Below are 23,976 nucleotides of genomic sequence, written 5' to 3'. Positions count from 1 at the left end.
CGCCTGCGGCGATCACTATTGCGCAATCCCTTCGATCAGCTGGGTCGCGCCGATTTCCGCCAGCACCGTCTCGCCTGCGACAATCTTCTGCCCCATCATCACCTTGGCATCGGTGCCCGCGGGCAGATAGACATCGACCCGGCTGCCAAACCGGATCAGGCCCACGCGCTGCCCCTTGGCCACCATATCGCCCGGCTTCACGAACGGGACGATGCGGCGCGCGACCAGTCCGGCGATCTGGGTAAAGCCGATGGCGAGGCCATCGCCGCCTTCGATCAGGATGTGCTGGCGCTCGTTCTCTTCGCTCGCCTTGTCGAGATCGGCATTCACGAACTTCCCCGGCACATAGACGACCCGTCGTACGGTGCCCGCAATCGGCGCGCGATTGATGTGTACGTCGAACACGCTCATGAAAATCGAAATGCGCGTGACCGGACCAGCCGGAAGTCCCGGATTGCCCGAGCCGTCATCCACCTGCAATTCCACCGGCGGCTCCACCGTGGTGATCAGCGTCACCAGACCGTCAGCCGGCGCGACGATCGAATTGTCGCCCTGCGGCACCACGCGTTCGGGATCGCGGAAGAACGCGAAGACGCCCAGCGACAGCAGCAACAGCGGCCAGCCGATGATCTCCCAATCGAAGATCAGGAGCGGGATGAGAGAAATCGCGATGGCGATCACGCCATATTTGCGACCTTCGGGATGGATCGGGGGCCAACCCCAGCTTGCTTCGCCGCGGCCCTGATTGTCGAGAATTTCACCTGCCATGCCTACGCCTCTAGGCTGTGGCGCAACGCCTCGCAAGCGAGCGTGCGCAACCGATTGAGCCCATTCACACTTTAGTGAGATGTTTACCCTATTTGCCGGACGAAGGATCGCAGCGGGCAGTACGGGAGCAATTTCGCCCAATGGACACGGCAGCAACGACGCCCGGCACGCCATCCGGCCAAGCCACTGCGAGCCCGCTCGCACAGCGATGGCTGGGAGAAGTGCCGATCTATGCCATCGGCTGCGCGTTGATGATCCTGTGCGTGAGCCTGCTCGCGGCACATGGAATCAACCCAGGTGTCACCGGCATACTCGCCAATTCGCAGATATTCTTCATGTTCGTGGTGGTGCTGGCCTGCTGGGATGCGGTGCGCGAATTGCATCGCCACCGCCCCGATAGCCCGGTCGCCCATCTCAAGGCGCGCTATTCCACCCCCGAATTCAGGCTGCGCGTTGCCGCCGGTCTGCCCATGCTTGGGGTCGCGATCTTCCTTCTGCCGTATTTTTCAAAGATGAAATCGGCGATTCCGCTGTTCAATGCCTACACCTGGGACCGCGCCTTCATCGAATGGGACCGGGCGATCTTCTTTGGCCAAGATGCATGGCAGGTGTTGCAGCCGGTGCTCGGCTATCCGATCGTTACCGCTACTTTGGCGCTGCTGTACCACCTGTGGTTCCTGCTGCTCTATCCGGGCGTGATGTTCTTCGCCTTCGCCAATATCGACAGCCGGGTGCGGCGGCAGTTCTTCCTGTCCTATGTGCTCAGCTGGACGCTCGTCGGCGGGGCGATGGCGACCTGGCTCGCCTCGGTTGGCCCGTGCTTTGTCGGCCCCATGTTGGGCAACAGCACTTTCGACGCGCAGATGGCCTATCTGTACGCGGCCAACGAACAGGTGCCGATCATGGTGCTGCCGGTGCAGGAAATGCTGCTGGAATGGTATGGCAAGGATCAGAGCGGCCTTGGCAGCGGGATCACCGCCATGCCCAGCATGCATTGCGCCATCGCTTTCCTTTACTGGATCGCGGTGCGCCGCATCTCACCCAAATGGGGCGCGTTCTTCGCCGTGTTCTTCTTCATCACATGGATCAGCAGCGTCCACCTGGCCTACCATTATGCGGTAGACGGGCTTGTTTCGCTGCTGGCGGTCGCCGCGATCTGGGCCGTTTCGCAGCGGATTGTCGCTGCGTGGGACAAATGGACCGATGCGCGCGATCAGGCGGTCTTGCGGACGAACACTGTCCCTGCCGAATAGCCCGCGCCAAAGCTGCAGATCAGCCCGGTGTCACCGGCAGCCAGATCATCGCTGTTCAGGTGGAAGGCGATGATCGAACCCGCGCTTGACGTGTTGCCATAGGTGTCGAGCACCGTCGGGCTTTCGTCATCATTGGCTTCATGGCCCAGCACCTTGTGCGCGATCAGGCGGTTCATCCCGGCATTCGCCTGATGCAGCCACAGGCGACGCAGTGCCGTCGGTTCGAGCGAAAGCCGCTGCGCTTCGTCGATGATCATCTGCGCGACCATCGGCACCACTTCCTTGAACACCTTGCGCCCTTCCTGGACGAACAGCTTGTCAGCCGTTCCGGCGGTTTCGGGGTTGGCCCGGTTGAGGAAGCCGAAATTGTTGCGGATGTTGTTGGAAAACACCGTCTTCAGCTTGGTGCCTAGGATTTCCCAGTGCTTTGCCGGGGCGATGGCTGCGTCTTCGACGAGCACCGCGGTGGCGACATCGCCGAAGATGAAATGGCTGTCACGGTCGCGCCAGTTGAGATGGCCCGAAGTGATTTCCGGGCTGACCACCAGCACGCTCTTGGCATTGCCCGCACGGATGTAATCGGCTGCCGTCTGGATGCCGAAAGTGGCGGAGGAACAGGCTACGTTCATGTCGAAGCCGAAACCTTCGATGCCCAGCGCCTGCTGGATCTCGATCGCCATCGCGGGATAGGGACGCTCCATGTTCGATGCCGCGCACAGTACCGCATCGACATCCTCTGGCTTGCGCCCGGCCCGCTCAAGCGCCTGTTTGGCAGCCGCGACACCGATTTCGGCCATCATCGACCATTGTTCATTCGATCGCGCATCCCAGCGCGGCGCCATGATGTCGGGATCGAGAATCGGCGCCTTGCTCATCACGTGGCGCGCCTTGATCCCGCTCGCCTTCTCGATGAATTCGACCGAGGAATGCTGCAAGGCCTCCATCTCGCCCGCTTCGATGGCGGCCGCGTTGGCCGCGTTGAACCGGTCAACATATTCGTTGAAGCTGGCGACCAGCTCTTCATTCGTGATCGATTCCGCAGGGGTGAAAAGCCCGGTTGCGGAAATGACCGGGCGACCGGTCAGCTTGGCGCCGTCTTGCGCCGTTTGCGAAAGGGTGTCTTGCATGGGGCGCAGGCATTAGGCCTCGACCTCAGACGCTGCAAGCCTGTGATTGTGGCAATCCTCAAATGTCAGAAGCAGGCCGGTGGTGGACAGGGCTGGATTCGAACCAGCGTACGCTTGCGCGGGCAGATTTACAGTCTGCTGCCTTTAACCACTCGGCCACCTGTCCACACATGGGCCTTTCGGGAGCTTTCGCGGCTCCGAAAAATGCGCGCGGCCACAAGGGCCCCGCTGCCGAGAGGCGCCCCTTTGGCGAAGCGACGCTTGCCTGTCAATGGGGCGACTGGCAGGGGAGCATCAGAACTTCAGATATCAGGACGACAAATGGCCAAAGGTGACAAGAAACGCGCACTGCGCGGACGCGCGGGACGGATGAAGGGAGGGCGCGGTTCCGGTCGGGCTACCTCCGGCTATGTCCGGCTGTGGGGACGCCATCCGGTCGAAGCCGCCCTGAAAAACCCCGATCGCCAGCATCGCAAATTGTGGGCGACGCGCGAGGGAATCGAGAGCCTCGACGGAGAATTGCCGCCCGATTTTCCGGTGGAATATGCCGATGTCGCCGATCTGGCGCGTCTGGTGGCGAAGGACGCGCCGCATCAGGGGCTAGTTCTGGAATGCGAGCCGCTGGAAGACCGGTTTCTCGACGAGGTGGCGGACGGCGATCCGGCACGGCCTGTTGTCGTACTCGATCAGGTGACTGATCCGCACAATGTCGGCGCGATCCTGCGATCTGCCGCCGCGTTCAACGCCGCCTGCATCGTCACGCAGGATCGCCATGCTCCGCCCGAAGGTGGGGTGGTGGCGAAATCGGCCTCGGGCGCGCTGGAGGTTGTGCCGTGGATCAGGGTGGTGAACCTCGCAAGGGCGCTCGATGAACTGGCCGAAGCCGGATACTGGCGCATTGGCATGGCTGGTGAAGCCGAAGCAACCCTCGCCGAAGCGATGCCGGTGGGGGCGCTCGCCATTGTTCTGGGTGCGGAGGGCGAAGGTTTGCGGCATAATATCGCCGCTCATTGCGATGCCTTGGCCAAGCTGCCGATATCGTCGGATATCGAAAGTCTTAATGTTTCCAATGCAGCAGCGATTGCATTGTACGCCGTGGCGACGCGCCCGACTGGATGAATACACAAAGGGAGGATTGGCGATGAGAATGCACCAAGCGACACGGATGGCGGCCACCGCCCTGTTGGCGGGCCTTTCGATGGTGCTTTCCGGCTGTTTCGTCACGCCGGGCAAATTCACCTCGGAACTGATCCTGACAGAACCCGACCAATTCACCTTCACCTACGAAGGCGAAATCTTCTTCGTCGGGCTTTCGCAGCTTGCCGAGATGGGCAACGCGCCCGAAACGTTCGAGCCCAAACCCTGCTTCAACGACAACACATTCGAAGAACGCGAATGCAGCCGGAATGAAATCGCCGGCCAGCGCGCCGAATGGGAAGCCGGGGCGGAGGCGCGCGCGGCGGAGGCTGCGCGCAAATCGGAACAGATGGCAGCGCTGATGGCTGGGATCGACCCGGCCAACCCCGAAGCCACCGCCGAGCTGACGCGGCTGCTGCTGCGGCAGGAAGGGTGGGAAAAGGTCGAAGCCAAGGGCGATGGCCTGTTTGACATCCGCTATTCCGTCACCGGAGAGCTGAACCACGACTTCATGTTCCCCGTGATCGAGGATTTCCCGACGACCAATCCGTTCGTCCAGATCATCCTGCGCAAGGGCGATGTCGTGCGAATCAACGCCCCCGGCTTCGCTGCCGAGAATGATGCCAATCCTTTGGCCGCGATGATGGGCGGCATGGCAGGCCTCGCAGGGTTGTCGGCTATCAGCGACGAAGGTGAGGACGGGCCGAAGATGCCCGAATTTCCGACTGTCGAAGGCACCTTCACCATCGTCACCAGTGGTCGCATCATGGCCAACAACACCGATGAAGGGGCCAGCCGCTCGCCCAATGGCGAGGTGCTGACCTGGGCAATCTCACCGCGCACCAAAACCGCGCCTACGGCATTGCTCGACCTGTCGCGCTGATTGCAGAGCAAAAAGAAACCCCGCTTGCCACGGCATGTGGCAGGCGGGGTTCTTTTATTCGCTAGCGCCAGGTCAGGCGCCGTTGCGGTCTAATCCGGCCGGATCAGTTCACCGCGTCCTTGAGGCCCTTGCCGGCCTTGAACTTGGGCTGGTTGGAAGCCTTGATCGGCATCGGTTCGCCGGTGCGCGGGTTGCGGCCCATCGAGGCCTTGCGCTTGGCAACCGCGAAGGTCCCAAACCCGACCAGGCGCACTTCGTCACCATTTGCCAAAGCCTTCTGAATGGCTTCAAAAACGCCTTCTACGGCGTTCGACGCATCATTCTTGGAAAGTCCGCTGGATTCGGCAACCGCGCTGATCAGGTCATTTTTATTCATCTCGTCGTCCCCTCTATTTTATTGAAATCGGAATTGGTGAATCGCCAAGCCGCAAAGGCGGTAGATTGAAACCTTTTTGCGGAGGCTGTCAAAGACAAATCTCCCGGAATAGAGCCATTCAGAAGCCAGTCTGATCAAGACAGGGCAACGACATAGCCGGCCTTCGCACCGCCAGAGCGATGCGACACACCGTCAAATTCCGAAACATCAAGCGACCCTACCGCGAATCGCGACAAGCATGCGCGGCTCTATCCGATCAATGCGCGGTTGGCACGTCAGAACCGCCGCTGCCGACCGCCTGTCCCTGCGCCGTCGGCTGCGAGGCCAGATCATCCGCTTCGGTCCACTCGATTGGTGCGGGCATTTCAACCAGCGCGTGTTGCAGCACCTGATCGACATGGCTCACCGGAATGATCTCCAGCCCTTCCTTCACATTTTCAGGAAGTTCGACGAGATCCTTCACATTCTCTTCAGGAATAAGCACCGTGGTGATCCCGCCGCGCAGGGCGGCCAGCAGCTTTTCCTTGAGCCCGCCAATCGCCAGCACCCGGCCACGCAGGGTGACTTCGCCCGTCATCGCCACGTCGGGGCGCACAGCAGCGCCCGTCAGGGTCGATACGATTGATGTCACCATCCCAATACCCGCGCTGGGGCCGTCCTTTGGCACGGCACCTTCGGGCAAGTGGATGTGCACGTTCTTGCGCTGGAACAGCGACGGCTTGATACCGTAGCTGGGCGCACGCGCCTTCACGAAGGAAAATGCGGCAGCGACGCTTTCCTGCATCACATCGCCCAGTTTCCCGGTCGTTCGGATCTCCCCCTTGCCCGGGGTGGTCACCGATTCGATGGTGAGCAGTTCACCGCCCACCGATGTCCATGCAAGCCCCGTGACAGCACCGACCTGCGGCTCGTCCTCGCTCATCCCGTGCTTGAACTTGCGCACCCCGGCGAAGTCGCCAAGGTTCTCGGGCGTGATCGAAACGGAGGCGACTTCCTTTTCGAGTATCTTGCGCAGGCTCTTGCGGGCCAGCCGGGCGATCTCGCGCTCCAGCGTGCGGACACCGGCTTCGCGGGTGTAGTAGCGGATCAGATCGCGCAGGGCCGGCTCGGTCAGCTCGAATTCGCCCTTCTTCAATCCATGAGCCTTGATCTGGCGATCAATCAGGTGGCGCTTGGCGATCTCGACCTTCTCGTCCTCGGTATAGCCTTCGAGCCGGATGATCTCCATCCGGTCAAGCAGCGGCTGCGGCAGATCGAGGCTGTTGGCGGTGGTGACGAACATGATGTTCGACAGGTCCAGATCCAGCTCCAGATAGTGATCCTGGAACTTGTTGTTCTGTTCCGGATCCAGCACTTCGAGCAGCGCCGAAGCCGGATCGCCCCGGAAATCCTGCCCCAGCTTGTCAATTTCATCGAGCAGGAACAGCGGATTGCTCGTCCCGGCCTTGCGCAGATTGTTGACGATCTTGCCCGGCATCGAGCCGATATAGGTGCGCCGGTGGCCACGGATTTCGGCCTCGTCGCGCACGCCGCCCAGCGACTGGCGCACAAATTCGCGGCCCGTCGCCTTTGCAATCGACTTGCCAAGCGAGGTCTTGCCCACACCCGGAGGGCCGACGAGGCACAGGATCGGCCCCTTCAGCTTGTTGGTGCGCGCCTGCACGGCGAGATATTCGATGATCCGGTCCTTGACCTTTTCAAGCCCGTAGTGATCGGCATCGAGGATTTCCTGCGCCTTGCCGATATCCTTCTTGATGCGGCTGTTCTTGCCCCAGGGCAGGCCCAGCAGCACATCGAGGTAATTGCGGATCACGGTTGCCTCGGCGCTCATGGGCTGCATGCCCTTGAGCTTCTTAAGCTCCGATTTCGCCTTGGCCTTGGCCTCTTTCGAAAGCTTGGTTTTCTCGATCTTGTCGGTCAGTTCGGCGATTTCGTCGGCCTCTTCGCCGTCACCGCCGCCCAGTTCGCTCTGGATCGCCTTCAGCTGTTCGTTGAGGTAATATTCGCGCTGGGTCTTCTCCATCTGGCGCTTCACGCGCCCGCGGATCTTGCGCTCGACCTGCAGCACCGACAATTCGCCTTCCATGAAGGCCATGACGAGTTCGAGCCGCTTCAACGGGTTGACCTCGGTCAGCAAGGATTGCTTGTCCGAAACCTTGGCATTCAGCGCCGCGGCGATGGTGTCGGCCAGTTGGCCAGCGTCATCGACATCGGTCAGATCGACATTGGTTTCCTCGCCCATCTTCTTGTTGAGCTTGGCATATTCGCCGAACTGTTCGACCACTTGCCGCATCAGCGCGGTGACTTCGGTTCCGGCAACGGTTTCCGGCTCTGTCACCGATACTTCGGCAACAACGTAGTCTTCTTCGGTCCGCAGTAAGGCAAGGCTCGCGCGCTCGACGCCTTCGACCAGCACTCGCACAGTGCCGTCGGGCAGTTTCAGCAATTGCAGCACCCGCGCGACGACGCCGACATCGTAAAGGTCATCGCCTTCGGGATCGTCGCAGCCCGGATCGAGCTGGGCGAGCAGGAATATGTCCTTCGACGTTTCCATCGCCGCTTCGAGCGCGGCAACAGATTTGTCGCGCCCGACGAACAGCGGCACGACCATGCCGGGGAACACGACAATGTCGCGCAAGGGGAGGAGAGGAAAGCTTTGGGTCATATTCTGTTATCCGAGGCCGCCATTGGGGCGCGCCGTTTGCCCGAATATGGGAAGGCCTCCCCTCCCCCGCAATGCCGGGGTTCAGGAAGCTGTGGAAGCGGCGGTGACGCTCACCCCATGCCCGGCAGGTTGAAGCCCGGCGGCAAGCCCATGCTGCCCTGCATTTCCTTCATCTGATCATTCGACACCCGATCAGCCTTGTCGCGCGCATCGTTGAAGGCGGCGGTGACGAGGTCTTCGACGATGCCCTTTTCTTCCGGTTTCATCAGGCTGTCGTCGATGCTGACACCCAGGATGCGGCCCTTGGCTGAAGCGCGCACCTTCACAAGGCCGCCTCCTGCGGTGCCCTCGACTTCGATCGAGTCGAGCTTCACCTGCATCTCGTTCATCTGCTTCTGGATGGTTTCAGCGGCCTGCTGTGCGGCAGCCATCATCTCTTCCATCGATTTCATCTTGGGGGTCCTTTCGGTCAGTTCCATCTGCCGCCCGCCGATGAGGCGCTGGCAACAGTGTCTTGGGGGTCAATCAGTTCGGCATCGGGAAAGGCGTTCATGGTCGCCTGCACCAGCGGGTGGCTTTCGATCCGCTCTCGCGCTTCCTTCGCCTCGGTCTCGGCGATTTCACGCAGGCTGGGGCTGGCATCGCCCTCCCCGCGTTCGACCAGCCAACGCTTGCCCGTCAGCTTGAACAGCGCGTCGCGTATATCGGGAGAAGGATCGTCGGGGAAATTGTCCGCCTGTTCGAAAACCAGCCGCTCCGGCGAAAGCGCGATCACCCGCACCCGGTCGCGCATCATCTGAGCGACGCGCAACTGGCCGGATGCATCGACCTGATCCACCAGCGCGCCCCATTCTAGCTGGGAATCGCTGGGGAATTGGGCAGACGGCGTCCCACCGGCACCGGCGCCCGCATCGGCAGCGGGAGCAGCAGGCGCTGCGGCAATCGCCCCGCCCTTCGCCAATTCCTCTATCCGCCTTGCCAGCTTGCCCGGATCGGGCATTTCGGCGGCGTGCAGCACCCGCAACAGCGCCATTTGCAGCGCCACCAGAGGATCCGGCGCCTGACGCACTTCCTCATGCCCTTTCAGCAGCAATTGCCAAAGCCGGTGCAGTTCGGGCGCTCCCAGTTTTGCCGCGAATGCGGCAAGCGCGGTGCGCTCCTCCTCGCTTGGCGCATCGGGCTCTCCGCCGGATACCTGCGCGACCGTGATCCGGTGCACCAGATCCATCAACGCACGCATAAGCGCCAGCGGCTCGACGCCCAGCGCATATTGCTCGTCAATCCCGGCCAGCAGCGCCTTGGCGTCGCCTTCGAGGATATGGCCAAGCAGGCGGCGTTGCGCGCTCTTGTCGGCAAGGCCGAGCATGTCGCGCACCCGCTCTGCCGTGACCTTGCCTTCGGAATCCATGTCGGCATGGGCAATCGCCTGATCGAGGATCGAAAGCCCGTCACGCACCGAACCTTCGGCAGCGGCGGCGATGATGCGCAGCGCCTCTTCCTCGGCCTCCACCCCTTCGGCCTTGCAGACATTGCCGAAATGCCCGGCCAGCAAGTCTGCCGGGATGCGCCTGAGGTCAAACCGCTGCGTGCGGCTGAGCACCGTCACGGGCAGCTTTTCGACCTCGGTGGTGGCGAACAGGAACTTCACATGCGCGGGCGGCTCTTCCAGCGTCTTGAGCAGCGCGTTGAAGGCGTTGCGCGAGAGCATGTGCACTTCATCGATGATGTAGATCTTGTAGCGCGCCGAAACCGCCGCGTAGCGCACCTGTTCGATGATCTCGCGAACGTCATCGACCCCGGTGTGGCTCGCCGCGTCCATCTCGATCACGTCGATGTGCCGCCCTTCGGCAATCGCCCGGCACGGCTCGCACTGCCCGCAAGGATCAATCGTCGGCCCTCCCTGCCCGTCCGGACCTATGCAGTTCAACGCCTTGGCGATCAGGCGCGCGGTCGATGTCTTCCCGACCCCGCGTACCCCCGTCATCAGGAACGCATGCGCCAGCCGGTCACGCTCGATCGCATTGGCGAGCGTGCGCACCATCGGTTCCTGCCCGATCAGCTGCGAAAAGGTCTGCGGGCGATATTTCCGCGCGAGCACGCGATAGGGCTGGCTTGAATCGGCAGCTGGCGCGGCAGCAGGCGGCGGCGCGGGTGGAGGCGGCGGCGCTTCGCCCATATCCGCCCCGCCAAACATCGAATTCTGCCCGGCAGCCTCAAGCTCGGCAGCCGTCGGGCCGTTTTCTTCTTCGTGTTCGTCAAGGTCGGGATCGGAATCGTGCACGGCCGCAAGCTAGGCGCTGGTAGCAAGGATGTCGATTGCAAAGCACCCCGGTTTTGCACGATCCGCATTGTCATTGGGCCGTGCCGGGAATAGATCACCGCGATGAAAATCTCTTCCCTGATCGCGGCATCCCTGGCTCTTGGCATGGCGGCGCCGACCTTTGCTCAGCCGGTTGGCGACAGCACCTCGTCGACGGCAACGGATACGCCGATTTCACTGGCAAACCTGTCTGCCCAGCGGCTTGAGCGGATGTGCTCTCCCAATGGCGCGATGCAGTATGCATTTGGCGAAACGGGAGTGCCCGGCAGCACGAGGGTGGAGCAATTGATCACGCCCGGTCTGGTCATGCCGGACAGCTACGCTCCGTTCGACACCGCTAAACCGATGTCGACAGCGTGGAGCAACCGGCTGTTCCAGATGACCTATTCCTTCAAGCTGGCCGATGAGGAACTGGCGCAGGACATCATGTCGCAAATCGGTGAGGTTCTCGAAGCGGACGGCGGGTGGACCTATGTCTACCGCGACTACGACAACACACCGATGAGCATGATCAGCGCCGTGGGCTGGATGAGCTTCGAAAAGACTGTCGAAGTCGAAGGCGAGCCGACGCGGGTGTTTCTCGCTCTCGATCATGGCTTGGGCGAAGTCAGCCTGACCTGTTCACGCGAAGATTTGACCCGCGCCCAGTTCGGGGAAGCGTTCGGCCGGTTGCCCGAAGGCACGCCGCGCCCAGCAATGCCTCAGGTCGATATTCCCGCCTCCCTCAACGCCACGCGCTGCGCCGACGAGGCCGTCCTGTCCGAAATGCGCGACCTGCTCGCCGAAGATCGGTTTTCCGACAGGTTCAGCGCCAAGATGCTGGAACGCACAAGCTATCGCGACCGGCTGACGACTTGGATGATCTGGAAGCTGGACCAATCAGGCAAGATCGAGACGATGGATATCGTTGGCCTTGTGATGGAGGCTTCGGGTTATGCCAGTCCCACCGGCAACCCGCTGGCTGCAATGGAAAAAGTGCTCGACATGATGCCGATCGTCAAACGGATGGGAGACGCAAGGACGGCGGAAGATCCTCAGGCATTTTGCCTTGCTCTCGCCGATTTCCAGATCTGGGTCCGGGAGGTCGATGCGATCACGCTCAAACAGACCGGGGCCGCGCACGCGGCGTTGGAAGCCAAGGCCCGCGAGCTTGGCGTATCGCTTGACTGAACTGAATGGAAAAGGAGCCGAGCGACCCGCCGCAATTCACCTGGGCTGCTTCCTTCCGGACCTGACCCGGTGAGCGAACGCAAACGTCCACCCGACTCCCGAGCCCCCATATGACGAGCGGGGCGAAATTTTCAACCTGCTTTGCGCTCAAAGCGTGCTAATTCCGCAGATGCGGGCGACTGATCGTGACTTCAGCCGGAGTTAATGCGGCGAAGCCGATGGACATTCTCGGGTCCGCTGGAGGGGTATTATCATGAAGAAGCCAATTTCTGCCGTCTGTGCCTTTGCGATGGCGGCCACATTCACCGCAGCGCCGGCACACGCGCAGGAAGTGAATTTCGGCAACAACTCAAGCACATGGTCCAATGATGGCGAGTGCGATGATCCGCGCTTCGAAGGCAGCGGGATGGCCGCAACCCTGCTTGACGAAGATACCATGAGCGATGCCAACGATTGTCGTGCACTTTATGATGCGGGGCGCATCCGCTTGCTGACCCGTTATGTCGATTTTGGCGACAATTCGAGCCAGTGGGCCAATGATGGCGAGTGCGATGACCCTCGCTTCACGGGACGCGGCATGGCGGCGACCCTGCTCGACGCCGATCGTCTGCGCGATGCCACAGACTGCCGCGGCCTGTATCAGTCAGGCGCAATCCAGATGCGGCGCGCCGCGGGAAGCTGGAGCTTCGGTGACGACAGCAGCCAGTGGGCCAATGATGGCGAATGCGACGATCCGCGCTTTGCAGGGGACGGCATGGCCAGCGTCCTGCTGGAGGAAGACACCATGCGCGATGCAAGCGATTGCCGCGCGCTCTATAATGCCGGGCGCATCCGCTACAAAGGCTGATGCGCTGGCAGCAGCCGCTTACCGGAAATTGTCGGCGTAGGCCTGCAATTTGAGCTTTTTCGGCGGGGAAGCGTGCACGCGGGCGGTGATGCCGTATTTCTCGGCATAGGCCTTCGCCGCTTCCTTCGTCGGGAAATTCAGCTTCACCTGCGCCTGCGTGTCACCGCTTCCGGTCCATCCCATCAGCGGATCGGGCTTGCGTGCCTCGCTCCCCTCGAATTCGAGCACCCAGACATCGGTCTTCGCCTTACCCGATTGCATCGCGCTCTTGGGTTGCTGGTAGATGATTGCGGTCATTGTTCGTGATCCCTTGTCTACGGGTCCGATAGTCCAAACCTATTCGCGATTGAAGGCGTTTTTGGTCTTGAGGCTTGGCTTTTCCAGCCAGGGCTGATCCGGCCAGCGATGCTTGGGATAACGACCCTTCATATCCTTGGCCACGTCAGCCCACGAACCGCGCCAGAATCTGGGCAGATCGCGCGTGGACTGGATTGGACGCCCGGCCGGACTGGTCAGCTTCAGCAGCAAAGGCGTCCGCCCGATCATCGGGTGGTTGTCCAGCCCGAACAGGGCCTGCACCCGCACCTCCACGCTGGGCGCGTCATCACCTGAATAATCGATGGCATGGCGCGTATCGGCGGGAGAGGTGAAATGGGTCGGCGCCGCGCGATCGAGCGTCTGGCGATCATTCCAGTCGAGCGTGTTCAGCACGGCATCGGCCAACCTTGCCTTGGCAACATCAAGATCGCGGCGGCCATCGAGCAGCGGCCGGAGCCACAGGTCGATACTTCCCTGCAATCCGGCATCCGTCAGGCTCTCGATTCCGGCGTAGCGCCCTCGTGCCAGAAGCGCCGCGGGGAGAATTCCCCCCAGCCTGTCCCGGGCTTTCTCCACAAGCATGTCCACAATGGCGCTTGGGTCAGGCTGTGGATCGGGGCCGCTTGCCATAGTGATCGCGCCAAGCCGCTTTTCGAGCCGCGCCTCGACGCGACCCTCCTTGGCATTCCAGTTCAAAGCCGATCGCGACTCGATCAAATCGCCCAGATCCTGATCAATCAGGGCCGGATCGATTTCCACTCCGGCTGTGATCCGCGCCCCTTTGGCCTCGCCCTGTGCATCGGCGATCACCATCCATTCCGCCCGAGCCAGCGGTGAAGTCGGATCAAGCTGGAAACCGCGACCTCCGCCAGAAATCCATTGTTCGCCCGACTTGCCCCTTCGCCGCGCGATCCTGTCGGGCATGGCGAAGGCGAGATGCACTGCCGGGTCGCGCCACTCGGCGTCCGTTCTGCCCATGATCCGCTCGGCCTGTCGCGCCCAGCCCGCAGCCAGCTTGCGACTGGCGGTGGCCCTTGGCGAACGATCCTGCATCCAGCGATCGAGCCTGTGAGCAAGGTCTTCGCCTCTGCCGCCAAGCCCCCGCTCCTGCGCAAGCAGGGCAAATTGGGCGAGTTTCTCCCCTTGCCCGCTGCCAGCCCCCGCCAGCACCGCCGCCGCCCAGCGCGGCTCAAGCGGCAAGGTTGATATCTTCTCTCCCCAATCGGTGATCCTGCCGTCATCGTGGATAGCGCGGATTGCGAGCAGGCTGGCTCGCGCCGCCTTGACCGATGCCTCGGGCGGCGGATCCAGCCAGCGCAGCGCAGCCGGATCGCCCGTTCCCCATTTGGCGAGCCTGAGCATCAGCGCGGTCAGATCGGCTGTTTCGATCTCCGGCGGAGCAAATTCGGGCCGCCCCAGATGACCGCCTTCCTCCCACAGCCAATAGGCGACACCCGGCCCTTGCCGCGCCGCGCGCCCTGCCCTTTGTGCAGCAGCGGCCTGACTTGCCCGATGCGTGACAAGATGCGTGGTGCCAGCCGCGCGGTCATATTGGGCGGACCGTGCAAGGCCGCTGTCGACCACAACAGACACCCCGTCGAGCGTCAGCGAGGTTTCCGCAATCGCAGTCGCCAGAACAATCCTCCTTCGACCCTCCGAATCGCGCCGGATCGCAAGGCGCTGCGCCGCGGGTTCGACCTGACCATGGAGCAGCAGGATCGGGGCTTGCGGAAGCTTCGCCTCAAGCCGCTCACGGGTCCGCTCGATCTCGCCGACACCCGGCAGGAAGGCGAGGATGTCACCATCATGCTCGCGCCATGCGGTCAGCACAGCCGAAGCCATCTGGTCTTCCAGACGTTTGGCAGGATCGGCACCCAGCCATCTGATTTCCAGCGGGAAACTGCGCCCTTCGCTTTCAATCACCGGCGCGCCCTCGCCCAAGAGCCGGGCAAAGCGTGCGCCATCAATCGTCGCCGACATCACCAGAACGCGCAGGTCATCACGCAGAACTTCGCGCGTTTCCAGCGCCAGCGCGAGGCCCAGATCGCTGTCGAGATGCCGTTCATGCGCCTCGTCGAACAGGATGGCGGAAACACCCGGAAGCTCCGGATCATCCACCAGACGGTTCACAAGGATCGCCTCGGTCACAACCAGAATGCGCGTCTTCGCTGATGTCTTGCTGTCGAGCCGGGTCATGTAGCCGACTGTCTCGCCCGCGCGTTCGCCCAGCATCTCAGCCATGCGCTCTGCCGCAGCCCGCGCGGCAACCCGGCGCGGTGAAGTGATGATGATCTGCCCCTTGCACCATTGCTCACCGAGCAAGGCGGGCGCGACAGCAGTGGTCTTGCCCGCTCCCGGAGGCGCGATCAGCACCGCCGCGCCGGAACGCGACAAGGCATCCCTGAGATCCGGCAGAACGGCATTGATGGGCAGTTGAGGGCTCACGCCCGGCTAGCTAGCGCGATCAGTAACCGCGCGCGACAGCGAATTGTGCGGCTTCGGCCATAGCAGCGCGAGCCTTGCTGTCGGGGAAGATCGAAATCGCGTCGATCGCACGCTGTGCAAAATGCCGCGCCTTTTCCCGCGTGTCTTCGAGAGCGTTGTGCTTTTCGATCAGCGCAATCGCGTGGGCAAGGTCCTCATCCGAAGAACGGTGGCCAAGGATCGCATCCTTCCAGAACTTGCGCTCATCCGCATCGCCGCGCGCGTGGGCGAGGATCACCGGCAGCGTCATCTTGCCTTCGCGGAAGTCGTCGCCCTGGTCCTTGCCCATGCTGGCCGCGTCGGAATCGTAATCGATTGCATCGTCCACCAGCTGGAACGCAACGCCAAGGTTGCGACCGTAATCTTCCAGCGCGCGCTCCTGTTCGTCGCTGCATTCGGCGACAACGGCGCTGATCTGGCTGGCCGCGGCGAACAAGGCTGCGGTTTTCGCGCCGATGATGTGGAGATAGCGTTCTTCGCTGGTTTCGATCTGCCGCTGCGCGCTCAATTGCGACACTTCGCCTTCGGCGATCACCGCGCTGGCGTGGCTGAGAATCTTGAGAACGCGCAGAGAGCCATCTTCCGTCATCAGCTCGAACGCGCGGCTGAACAGGAAATCTCCCACCAGCACGGTGGCGGGATTTCCAAAGATGATATTGGCAGCCGCCTTGCCCCGGCGCAATTCGCTGCCGTCCACCACATCGTCATGCAGCAAGGTCGCGGTGTGGATGAATTCCACCGCTGCCGCCAGCTTGTGATGGCGGGTGCCCTGATATCCGACCAGTTCCGCCCCAGCGAGCGTGAGCATTGGCCGCAAACGCTTGCCACCGCCCGAAATCAGATGGCCTGCCAAACGCGGGATCAGCGGAATTTCGCTTTGCATGCGTTCCAGAATCACGGTGTTGACCGAATTCATGCCGCTGGCAGTCAGCGACAGCATCGGATCAAGCGTCGGCTGTTTGCGCGGCAAGGGAACGACATCTGCGGTCATCGCTCGTCGCCATACGTGCTGCGTCGCGCGCTTGGCAAGCGCAGAATTGCTGCTAATTCTGCGCCCCATGCCGCAGGAAACGCAAAGCCCGACCACTCAGACCGCCGCCGGAGACCCGGTGCTGGCCGCCTACCGCAAGAGCATCGACAATATCGATGCCGCGATCATTCACATGTTGGCGGAACGGTTTCGCATCACGCAGGCGGTGGGCGAATACAAGGCCAAGGTCACCCTGCCCCCAGCCGATCCCGACCGGGAGGCACGCCAGATCGCGCGGCTGCGCAAACTTTCCGAAGAGGCCGATCTCGACCCGGAATTCAGCGAGAAATTCCTGCGCTTCATCATCGATGAGGTGATCCGCCACCACGAAAAGGCGCGCGAAGGCTGATTGCCCGCTAAAACGGCTCGCGGTTTTCGGGAAGCCGTACTGGTGGCGGCGCGCTGCTCCCGCCTCTGTCATTCCCAGACTTTGTTTCAGCGGAAGGGCCTTGCGAAGCAATCGGCGGCGCTGACGGGATTGGCGGCGGCGGCAAAGCCCCGGCCTTGGCGGCGTTGAACTGCTCTATCGCGCGGTTCTGTTCGATCAGCGCGCTGACTTGCCGATAGCGTTCACGCGCCTGCCTGCGTTCCTGCCGGGTCAAAAGGATGCGCGTTCCATAGCGGTCATAGGCGTAGGCACCACGACCGGGGTAGAAAAACCCGTCGACCCATACTCCGTCAGGACAACCGACGCATTGTTCGGGGCCGACAGGGCCATGATCAATCACAACCGGAGCATAGGGATTGTGGAATACGCTGCGCTGCCCATCAAACCCGGATACAGTTTGAGTGGTGGAGCAGGCAGTCAGAATAACTGCCCCTGCCAGAACGCTCGCCAGTCTTGCCCGCATCGTCCGCTCCCCTTCTGATCAAGCGCACAGTTGCCTTGCGGGCTTGAATGCAGGCTGAACTCGTCGTCGTATCACCATGAAAACAGGCCGGAATAACACCCGACGCACTCAAGCGCGTGGCAGTCTCAGTTCCACCAGCAATCCGCCCAGATCTTCACTTTCATCGAGCGTGACAGAGCCACCGTAAATCTCCACCACATCGCGCACGATGGCGAGGCCAAGTCCGGTGCCGGGCTTGCCCGTATCCAGCCGCGCCCCGCGATCGAAAATGCGCGTTCGCTCAGCCTCGGGAATGCCGGTTCCGTCATCCTCGACCCAGATGACGCATTGATCGGCATCGGGTTCGTGATCGATCGTCACGAACACGCTGCCACCGCCGTATTTGGCCGCGTTTTCGATCAGGTTGCCGAAAATCTCGTCAAGATCCTGCCGCTCGATTGCGACCACAGCGTCGCGGCTGCCGGCGATATCGAGACGGCCATTGGGATAAAGCCGCTCAACTGCGCGCCGCACCGCTTCGGCGCTCTGGCGGACATTGGTGCGCGCCTGCCCCACAGCACGGCGGCCGACGGCGCGTGCGCGGGCGAGGTGGTGATCGACATGCCGCTGCATGGTGCGGGTTTCACGAAACACCGCCTGATTGAGGTTGGGGTCCTTCGCGGTCGCTGCGTTGGTCAGCACAGTCAGCGGGGTCTTCAGCGCGTGCGCGAGATTGCCCGCATGCATCCGCGCTTCCTCCGCCTGCCGTTCTGTGTGTTCGAGCAGTGCGTTGACTTCATCCACCAGCGGCTGAACCTCTGTCGGCAGCGGCTCGGTGATGCGATTTTCGCCCGTGGTGCGCAGCTTGGAAATGGCCGCGCGCACCCGGCGTAACGGGGAAAGCCCGTACCATATTTGAAGCAAGGCCATGCCGATCAGACCAAGGCCCAGCACCGCAAAACTCCAGAACAGGATGAAGCGCACACGCTGAATCTGGTTGTCGCGTTCCTCGGTCGCAGCAGCCACGGCAAAGGTCCAGCGCGTGTCGCTGCCGGGCAGGATCAGCGTGCGTTCGGCAATGCGCAGCGGCTCGCCCTCGAACTGGGCGGAATCATAGAACTGCGGCTCGTCCACAAAGCCGCCTGCGCCGTCTTCGATGACACCGCGCAATTGCAAGGGCGTGTCCCACAGGCTGCGCGACGGATACGGTTCATATCCTTCTCCATCGATCTGCCAGTAAAGGCCGCTGCCCGGTTCAAGAAACCGCTGGTCGCCCAGCGAGCGGTAGAACCAGACCTCGCCAAAGCTGTCGATCTCCGCCGAGGAGATCATCGCCGTCAGCTGGTATTCGAGCTGTTCGTCGAAATTCGCCTGCACCTGGCTTGTCAGCGTGCGTTCGAGCGCGATCCCGCCGCCCAGCAGCAGCACGATGATCCACGCGGTCGCGATAAATCCCATGCGCCGCGCAAGGCTGGCGCGCGGCTGCGGCGCGGGGATGGCAGGATCGGACGTCAGCCCCGGCGCTGAATCAGGCGCCTCGGCCAGAGACGGCTGACTATCGCCGGAGGCGTGCGCCTTACGCCCGTGGGGCGTCGGCCGGGTCGTCGAGGCTGTAACCGAGGCCACGGATCGTAGTGATTACCTCTGCACCAAGTTTCTTGCGGATACGGGTGACGAAAACTTCGATCGTGTTGGAATCGCGATCGAAATCCTGGTCGTAAATGTGTTCGATCAGCTCCGTCCGGCTCACCACCTTGCCCTTGTGGTGCATCAGGTAGGACAGCAGCTTGTATTCCTGCGCGGTCAGCTTCACCGGCTCGCCGTCGAGAGTGACGCGGCCCGAACGCGTATCCAGCCGGACGCCGCCAGCCGTCAGTTCGGAAGACGTGTTGCCGCTCGCACGACGGATCAGCGCGCGCAGGCGGGCGATCAGTTCCTCGGTCTGGAACGGCTTGGCGAGGTAATCATCTGCTCCCGCATCCAGCCCCGCGACTTTGTCCGACCAGCTGTCACGCGCGGTCAGGACCAGAACAGGAAAGTCACGACCTTCCTTGCGCCACATGCCCAGCACCGACAGCCCGTCGATCTCCGGCAGGCCGAGGTCGAGTATGCAGGCGTCATAATCCTCGGTCGAGCCGAGAAAGTGGCCGTCCTCGCCATCGGTCGACAGGTCGACCGCATAGCCATTGTGCTCCAGCGTCGATTTCAGCTGCTGGCCAAGTGTGGGTTCATCTTCGACGATCAGGATACGCATTTTCCACCATTTCCTTGCGATCTTGGCGAGAAGTCGCCCCTCGCTTGCGCGTTTGCACCGCGCGCGTCAAGCGAGGCGCACAGGCTTACGGCGGCTCTTCCCCCGGCCATCACTCTCAATTCGCCCGCTATTCTCAATTGGACCGGTTGATGATCCGCCCGGTGCGGGCATCGACATCGATATAGGTCACGCGGCCATCCTTGATGAACTTGAGCCGATAGGCGCGCGCCGTGCTGTCATAGGATGGGCCGAGATACTCGCTGCCACGCATTTGCGGCAGGATGCGCCGTTCGATCTCGCGCAGGGAAAGCTGGTTGCCGGCGCGCATTTCGCGGCGGGCATCGCCCTGATCGGTGCGCGACTGGTCTTGCGAATAAATGCCGTCCCCCGCCGCAGCGGGCGCAGAGCCAAGACCGACCGTCATGGTCGCCGCGGCAAGGGCCAGAGCAAGGCGGGAGTGGCGTGTCATCATGCTGTAATGCCTAGCCCCGGCGCATTGAACAAGTTGTGAATGGGGCACGCGGCATTCGTTCAGCTTTCTGTTCAGTTTCCTGAACTTTGCGATACCATCTCGTATTTGATCGAGATGCTTACCCCCGTTTCAGCAAGGCCCACCTGGATCGGGGTGCCCTGCACCATGATCGCATCGGCGGCGGCGCGCATCGCCATTTCCGGCATAGGCCCTCGACCCTGCACGGCTTCGCTGACCGACAGCACCCGGACATCGTCATAGCCGAACATGGCGGCATAGGCCCGTGCCCGTTCATGCGCCCGTTCCACCGCGCGCTGGCGCGCCAGATCCTTGGCTGCCTCGTCATCCTCGATGCTGAAGCTGGGCCCGGAAAGGTCGGTCGCCCCCGCTTCCACCAGCGCATCCAGCGCCGCACCGGTCCGTTCAATGTCGCGCAGCTTCACACTGACGCGGTTCGACACCTGATAGCCCCGGAAGATCTGCTGCTGGGTCTGGCGGTCGTAATCGTATTGCGCGTTGAGGTTGATGCCCGTCGTCTGGATGTTTTTCTCATCCACGCCCAGCGCCTTGATCCGATCGATCACGCGGCTCATCTCGACCGCGTTCAGCCGCATCGCTTCCACCGCGGTGGGCGCCCGGGTCGTCACCCCTGCGCCCACGGTGGCGACATCGGGTTCGGCAGTGACGCTTTCATACACCGACAGGTCGATCACCGGGCCGTTGGCTTCGATCTCCACCTGCTGGGCTTGGGCAACCGAAGGGACAAGCATCGAGGTGGCAACTGCGGTGGCGGCGATCAGGGCAAGCGATTGACGGATCATGGATGGTTCCTCCTTTTGGGCCCGCATTGGCGGCGGCGGCATTGACGGGGACTGAACCGCCTTGGCAGCGGGCGGGCAAGCCCCTAAGGGCGCGCTCACATGGCACAACCTCCAATCCTCTCCTGGGAAGGCCTCGGCCTGCAACAAGGCGGCCGCTGGCTGTTCGGCGGTCCCGATGTGGAACCGATCGACCTGCACGTACTGCCGGGCGACAGGCTGGCGCTGATCGGGCGCAATGGCGCGGGCAAGACTACGCTGCTGCGGCTGATCGATGACCGGATCGAAGCCGACCGGGGCAAACGCCGGATCAAGCCGAACACGCGCATCGTCTTCCTTGAACAAGACCCCGACTTCGCCCCCTTTGCCACGCTGATGGACTTTGCGCTTGCCGGGGACGACGCGCCCGAGCGGCACGAGGTGGAGAGCATCGCCGGACAGCTCGGCATCGACATGACCACCGAAGCGGCCACCGCCAGCGGGGGCGAGCGCCGCCGGGCCGCCATCGCCCGCGCGCTGGCACAAGACCCGGACCTGTTGCTGCTCGACGAACCGACCAACCATCTGGACCTCGGCGCGATCGACTGGCTGGAGGACTGGCTGAGCCGGTACAAGGGCGCCTTCATCACCATCAGCCACGACCGTACCTTCCTGAAACGTCTGACCCGTGCGACCCTGTGGCTCGATCGCGGAACCTTGCGGCGGAAGGAAGTCGGCTTTGGCGGGTACGAGGCGTGGGAAGAGCAGGTGTATGCCGAAGAAGCGCGCGCCGCCGAAAAGCTCGACGCCAAGCTCAAGATCGAGGCGCACTGGCTCGAACGCGGTGTCACCGCCCGGCGCAAGCGCAACCAGGGCCGGCTGGAGAAGCTGTACCAGATGCGCGCCGCCCGCGCCGCGATGATATCGGACAGCGGATCGGCCAAGCTCAAGCTCGCCAATGACGAGGAGTTCAAGTCCAAGTCGGTGATCGTCGCCGAGGGCATTTCCAAGACATACGACGGGCGGCAGGTGATCAAGCCGTTCACCCTGCGCATCCAGAACGGCGACCGGATCGGCATTGTCGGCGCCAATGGCGCGGGCAAGACGACGCTGCTCAAACTGCTGACCGGCGATCTGGAGCCCGATACCGGCACCGTCCAGCGCGCGCGCACGCTTTCGGGCGTGATGATCGACCAGCAGAGGAAGCTGCTGGAACCCGATGCGACCGTGCGCCAGATCCTTGCCGAAGGCGGCGACTGGATCGACGTGCGCGGCGTGCGAAAGCATGTGCAGGCATACCTCAAGGACTTCCTGTTCGATCCCAAGCTGGTCGATACCAAGGTCGGCATCATGTCGGGCGGTGAGCGCTCGCGCCTGCTGCTCGCCCGCGAGTTCGCGCGCACCGCGAACCTGCTCGTGCTGGACGAGCCGACCAACGATCTCGACCTCGAAACGCTTGACCTCTTGCAGGAGGTGATCGCCGATTTCGAAGGCACCGTCCTGATCGTCAGCCACGATCGCGACTTCCTCGACAAGACCGTCACCATCACGCTCGGCCTCGACGGGTCGGGCAAGGTCGATATCGTCGCGGGCGGCTATGCCGATTGGGAAGCGCGCCGCCGCCAGCCGGTGCAATCGAAGGCGAAACCCGCCGCCACTGCATCGACCGCCCCCGCCCCGGCTCCAGCCCCGCCCAAGGCCGACAAGCTTTCGTACAAGGACCAGCGCGATTACGAGCTGCTCCCCACCCGGATCGAGGAGCTGGAGGCCGCGATTGCCAAGGGCGAGGCGATCCTTGCCGATCCCGACCTCTACACCTCCGATCCAAAGCGGTTCGCGACCATATCCAAAGGCATCGAGAACGCGCGGGCGGAGAAGGACGCCGCCGAGGAACGCTGGCTGGAACTCGCCGAACGGGTCGAGGGATAACGGCCCGCAATCCCTACAGGCTGGAACAGGTGGAACACGGTCCAGAGGAAAAAATCCGAAAGTGTCACCCTTGGCCCGGCAAACTGTGACCTTGCGCCGCCAACTGTCACCTTTTGCCGGGAAAGTGTAACCGCGCCCTGCCAAAGCGTCACTTTTGCAGGCCCCAAAGTGTCACTTTTGCGGGCGGGAAATGTCACGCACCGGCCCCCGTCGCGGCGCGCGCCGGAAGCACCCTTGGGTTCTTCAGGATCAGCGCCGAAATCAGCGCCACGATCAGCCCGACCGGGAAAATCTCGATAAAGGTGATCGGCAGCCGAAACAGCGGGTTGCGATAGGCTTCCATGCTCTGACTGATCTCGGCAATCCTCGCGGCTTCCGCAGCCGGATCAAGGCCGCTTGCCCGGACACTGTCGATCATGCTCTGCGAATAGGTTTCGATGAAGGAATAATCGGTCACGGCCAGCACAACTTCCCAGCTGATCGCGTAAATCACCCCGGCCACGACTGCGATCCCGATACCGACGGCGGCGCCTTGCGAAAACCTGATCACCCCGCCGTGTTCGACATCACGGTATCGCTTGATCCCGACAAACAGCAGGCTGAGCACCACAAGCATGGTCGCATAGCCCGCCAGCTCGGTCGCAGCAGCCGAATCCGGACCCAGGCCGAACAGCGAAAGCGACATGAGCGCGATCACGACCACACCGATGATACCACCGTAGATCAGGGCATAACGCAGCATTTCATTTCTCCTTTTGCATGACCCCTTGCCGGGGATGCCCTCAGGTGCGGGGCACGCAACGGGACTGGCCCTTCGGAACCATCAAGACCATCACCCAGATGGGTGATTTCGCGCGTCTCACCCTGAATTATGGCCCGGATTCACGGGATAAGCGACAGATTGCGTGCCGCTTCCACCGCTTTGCCCCGGCCGCTAACATCCAGCTTTGCAAACAGGCTCGCGACGTGGGTTTTCACCGTGTTGGGTGACACTTTCAGAGCGCGGGCGATTTCCTTGTTGCTCGAACCCTTGGCGAGATGATCGAGGATTTCGCATTCGCGCCGGGTCAGGCCCAACGATGCGATCGCCTTTTCATTGCGTTCGAATTCGGCCGCAGGCGGCGCAGCAGTCAGCCGCATGCCGACCCAGATTCCGAGCGCGATGAATATCGCCGCCACGACCGCGACATAGGCTTCGCCCGGCATGCTGAGCACGAGATACCGGTATTGCGCCCACTGCAGCGTGATCGCCACCAGAGCGAGCGGGGCGCCATACAAAAGGCCATAGCGGAGGATGCTCTTGCCCATATGCTATG

Annotated in this window: 23 protein-coding genes, 1 tRNA gene and 1 other RNA gene; 7 read left to right on the top strand and 18 right to left on the bottom strand. The window is 62.4% G+C overall.

All coding sequences use genetic code 11. The annotated features are described in order from the left end of the window. Positions 1-15 precede the first annotated feature (15 nt). Positions 16-768: a phosphatidylserine decarboxylase gene (locus tag L1K66_RS08415; protein WP_252257470.1), complete on the bottom strand. Its 753-nt coding sequence runs from the start codon at positions 766-768 to the stop codon at positions 16-18. A 140-nt stretch (positions 769-908) separates the two neighbouring features. Between L1K66_RS08415 and L1K66_RS08410 the strand changes: the two genes are divergently transcribed. Continuing rightward, a complete protein-coding gene (locus tag L1K66_RS08410) occupies positions 909-2,021 on the top strand; it encodes a phosphatase PAP2 family protein (protein ID WP_252257469.1) in 1,113 nt (370 codons plus the stop codon). Here the strand turns inward: L1K66_RS08410 and L1K66_RS08405 are convergent. After that, a complete protein-coding gene (locus L1K66_RS08405) occupies positions 1,982-3,148 on the bottom strand; it encodes a beta-ketoacyl-ACP synthase III (RefSeq protein ID WP_252257468.1) in 1,167 nt (388 codons plus the stop codon). The genes L1K66_RS08410 and L1K66_RS08405 overlap by 40 nt on opposite strands. 80 nt (positions 3,149-3,228) lie before the next feature. Beyond that, positions 3,229-3,314: transfer RNA gene (locus L1K66_RS08400), tRNA-Tyr, on the bottom strand. A 155-nt stretch (positions 3,315-3,469) separates the two neighbouring features. Between L1K66_RS08400 and L1K66_RS08395 the strand changes: the two genes are divergently transcribed. Together L1K66_RS08395 and L1K66_RS08390 are read left to right on the top strand one after the other, a co-directional pair. Next, entirely contained in the window at positions 3,470-4,267 is a 798-nt protein-coding gene (locus L1K66_RS08395; RefSeq protein ID WP_252257467.1) for a TrmH family RNA methyltransferase, read from the top strand. Between the two features lie 22 nt (positions 4,268-4,289). Further along, positions 4,290-5,168, top strand: coding sequence for a hypothetical protein (locus tag L1K66_RS08390; RefSeq protein WP_252257466.1), 879 nt, complete (start codon positions 4,290-4,292; stop codon positions 5,166-5,168). 103 nt (positions 5,169-5,271) lie between these two features. Here the strand turns inward: L1K66_RS08390 and L1K66_RS08385 are convergent, their stop codons facing one another. The 4 genes from L1K66_RS08385 to L1K66_RS08370 form a co-directional block, all read right to left on the bottom strand. Then, entirely contained in the window at positions 5,272-5,544 is a 273-nt protein-coding gene (locus L1K66_RS08385) for an HU family DNA-binding protein (RefSeq protein ID WP_034952933.1), read from the bottom strand. Positions 5,545-5,800: 256 nt separating this feature from the next. Beyond that, on the bottom strand, positions 5,801-8,209 hold the full coding sequence (lon, locus tag L1K66_RS08380) for an endopeptidase La (protein ID WP_252257465.1): 2,409 nt from the start codon (positions 8,207-8,209) through the stop codon (positions 5,801-5,803). A gap of 110 nt (positions 8,210-8,319) precedes the next feature. Then, positions 8,320-8,661 (bottom strand): YbaB/EbfC family nucleoid-associated protein, encoded by a 342-nt coding sequence (locus L1K66_RS08375; protein WP_034953353.1) that lies wholly within the window; start codon positions 8,659-8,661, stop codon positions 8,320-8,322. Positions 8,662-8,678: 17 nt separating this feature from the next. Next, entirely contained in the window at positions 8,679-10,490 is a 1,812-nt protein-coding gene (locus tag L1K66_RS08370; RefSeq protein ID WP_252257464.1) for a DNA polymerase III subunit gamma/tau, read from the bottom strand. Between the two features lie 102 nt (positions 10,491-10,592). Here L1K66_RS08370 and L1K66_RS08365 point away from each other — a divergent pair, with 102 nt between their 5' ends. After that, entirely contained in the window at positions 10,593-11,699 is a 1,107-nt protein-coding gene (locus L1K66_RS08365; protein ID WP_252257463.1) for a hypothetical protein, read from the top strand. Between the two features lie 7 nt (positions 11,700-11,706). On the opposite strand, the gene ffs is transcribed toward L1K66_RS08365, so the two are convergent. Further along, an RNA gene (gene ffs / locus L1K66_RS08360) (signal recognition particle sRNA small type) lies at positions 11,707-11,801 on the bottom strand. Positions 11,802-11,952: 151 nt separating this feature from the next. On the opposite strand from ffs, the gene L1K66_RS08355 reads away from it, so the two are divergent. After that, positions 11,953-12,546 (top strand): hypothetical protein, encoded by a 594-nt coding sequence (locus L1K66_RS08355; RefSeq protein ID WP_252257462.1) that lies wholly within the window; start codon positions 11,953-11,955, stop codon positions 12,544-12,546. A gap of 18 nt (positions 12,547-12,564) precedes the next feature. Here the strand turns inward: L1K66_RS08355 and L1K66_RS08350 are convergent, their stop codons facing one another. Genes L1K66_RS08350 through L1K66_RS08340 form a run of 3 tightly spaced genes read right to left on the bottom strand, consistent with a single transcriptional unit; the run spans position 12,565 to position 16,339 of the window. Next, the gene (locus L1K66_RS08350) at positions 12,565-12,843 is read right to left on the bottom strand and encodes an ETC complex I subunit (protein WP_252257461.1); all 279 of its coding nucleotides are present in this window, start codon (positions 12,841-12,843) and stop codon (positions 12,565-12,567) included. Between the two features lie 39 nt (positions 12,844-12,882). Beyond that, positions 12,883-15,309, bottom strand: coding sequence for an ATP-dependent helicase HrpB (gene hrpB, locus L1K66_RS08345; protein ID WP_252257460.1), 2,427 nt, complete (start codon positions 15,307-15,309; stop codon positions 12,883-12,885). Positions 15,310-15,328: 19 nt separating this feature from the next. Then, entirely contained in the window at positions 15,329-16,339 is a 1,011-nt protein-coding gene (locus L1K66_RS08340) for a polyprenyl synthetase family protein (protein ID WP_034952920.1), read from the bottom strand. A 67-nt stretch (positions 16,340-16,406) separates the two neighbouring features. Between L1K66_RS08340 and L1K66_RS08335 the strand changes: the two genes are divergently transcribed. Next, a complete protein-coding gene (locus tag L1K66_RS08335) occupies positions 16,407-16,727 on the top strand; it encodes a chorismate mutase (protein ID WP_034952918.1) in 321 nt (106 codons plus the stop codon). 7 nt (positions 16,728-16,734) lie between these two features. Here L1K66_RS08335 and L1K66_RS08330 read toward each other — a convergent pair whose 3' ends face one another. The 5 genes from L1K66_RS08330 to L1K66_RS08310 form a co-directional block, all read right to left on the bottom strand. Further along, positions 16,735-17,229, bottom strand: coding sequence for a hypothetical protein (locus L1K66_RS08330; protein WP_252257459.1), 495 nt, complete (start codon positions 17,227-17,229; stop codon positions 16,735-16,737). A 108-nt stretch (positions 17,230-17,337) separates the two neighbouring features. Beyond that, positions 17,338-18,666 carry a sensor histidine kinase gene (locus tag L1K66_RS08325; RefSeq protein ID WP_252257458.1) on the bottom strand — a complete coding sequence of 443 codons (1,329 nt, stop codon included), beginning with the start codon at positions 18,664-18,666 and terminating at the stop codon, positions 17,338-17,340. A 118-nt stretch (positions 18,667-18,784) separates the two neighbouring features. After that, positions 18,785-19,462, bottom strand: a complete 678-nt coding sequence (locus L1K66_RS08320) for a response regulator transcription factor (protein ID WP_034952914.1) — start codon at positions 19,460-19,462, stop codon at positions 18,785-18,787. A 133-nt stretch (positions 19,463-19,595) separates the two neighbouring features. Beyond that, on the bottom strand, positions 19,596-19,931 hold the full coding sequence (locus tag L1K66_RS08315; RefSeq protein WP_252260467.1) for a PepSY domain-containing protein: 336 nt from the start codon (positions 19,929-19,931) through the stop codon (positions 19,596-19,598). A gap of 74 nt (positions 19,932-20,005) precedes the next feature. Further along, entirely contained in the window at positions 20,006-20,755 is a 750-nt protein-coding gene (locus L1K66_RS08310) for an SIMPL domain-containing protein (RefSeq protein WP_252257457.1), read from the bottom strand. A 99-nt stretch (positions 20,756-20,854) separates the two neighbouring features. Between L1K66_RS08310 and L1K66_RS08305 the strand changes: the two genes are divergently transcribed. Next, on the top strand, positions 20,855-22,660 hold the full coding sequence (locus L1K66_RS08305) for an ABC-F family ATP-binding cassette domain-containing protein (protein ID WP_252257456.1): 1,806 nt from the start codon (positions 20,855-20,857) through the stop codon (positions 22,658-22,660). 193 nt (positions 22,661-22,853) lie between these two features. On the opposite strand, the gene L1K66_RS08300 is transcribed toward L1K66_RS08305, so the two are convergent. Together L1K66_RS08300 and L1K66_RS08295 are read right to left on the bottom strand one after the other, a co-directional pair. Beyond that, the gene (locus L1K66_RS08300) at positions 22,854-23,402 is read right to left on the bottom strand and encodes a DUF4199 domain-containing protein (RefSeq protein WP_252257455.1); all 549 of its coding nucleotides are present in this window, start codon (positions 23,400-23,402) and stop codon (positions 22,854-22,856) included. 140 nt (positions 23,403-23,542) lie between these two features. Beyond that, positions 23,543-23,968, bottom strand: coding sequence for a helix-turn-helix transcriptional regulator (locus L1K66_RS08295; RefSeq protein WP_252257454.1), 426 nt, complete (start codon positions 23,966-23,968; stop codon positions 23,543-23,545). Positions 23,969-23,976 lie beyond the last annotated feature (8 nt).

Origin of the sequence: Erythrobacter aurantius (assembly GCF_023823125.1) — a bacterium.
GTDB classification, from domain to species: domain Bacteria; phylum Pseudomonadota; class Alphaproteobacteria; order Sphingomonadales; family Sphingomonadaceae; genus Erythrobacter; species Erythrobacter aurantius.
Note: the sequence above shows the minus strand (reverse complement) of the source record. Positions and strands in the feature narration are given on the sequence as shown.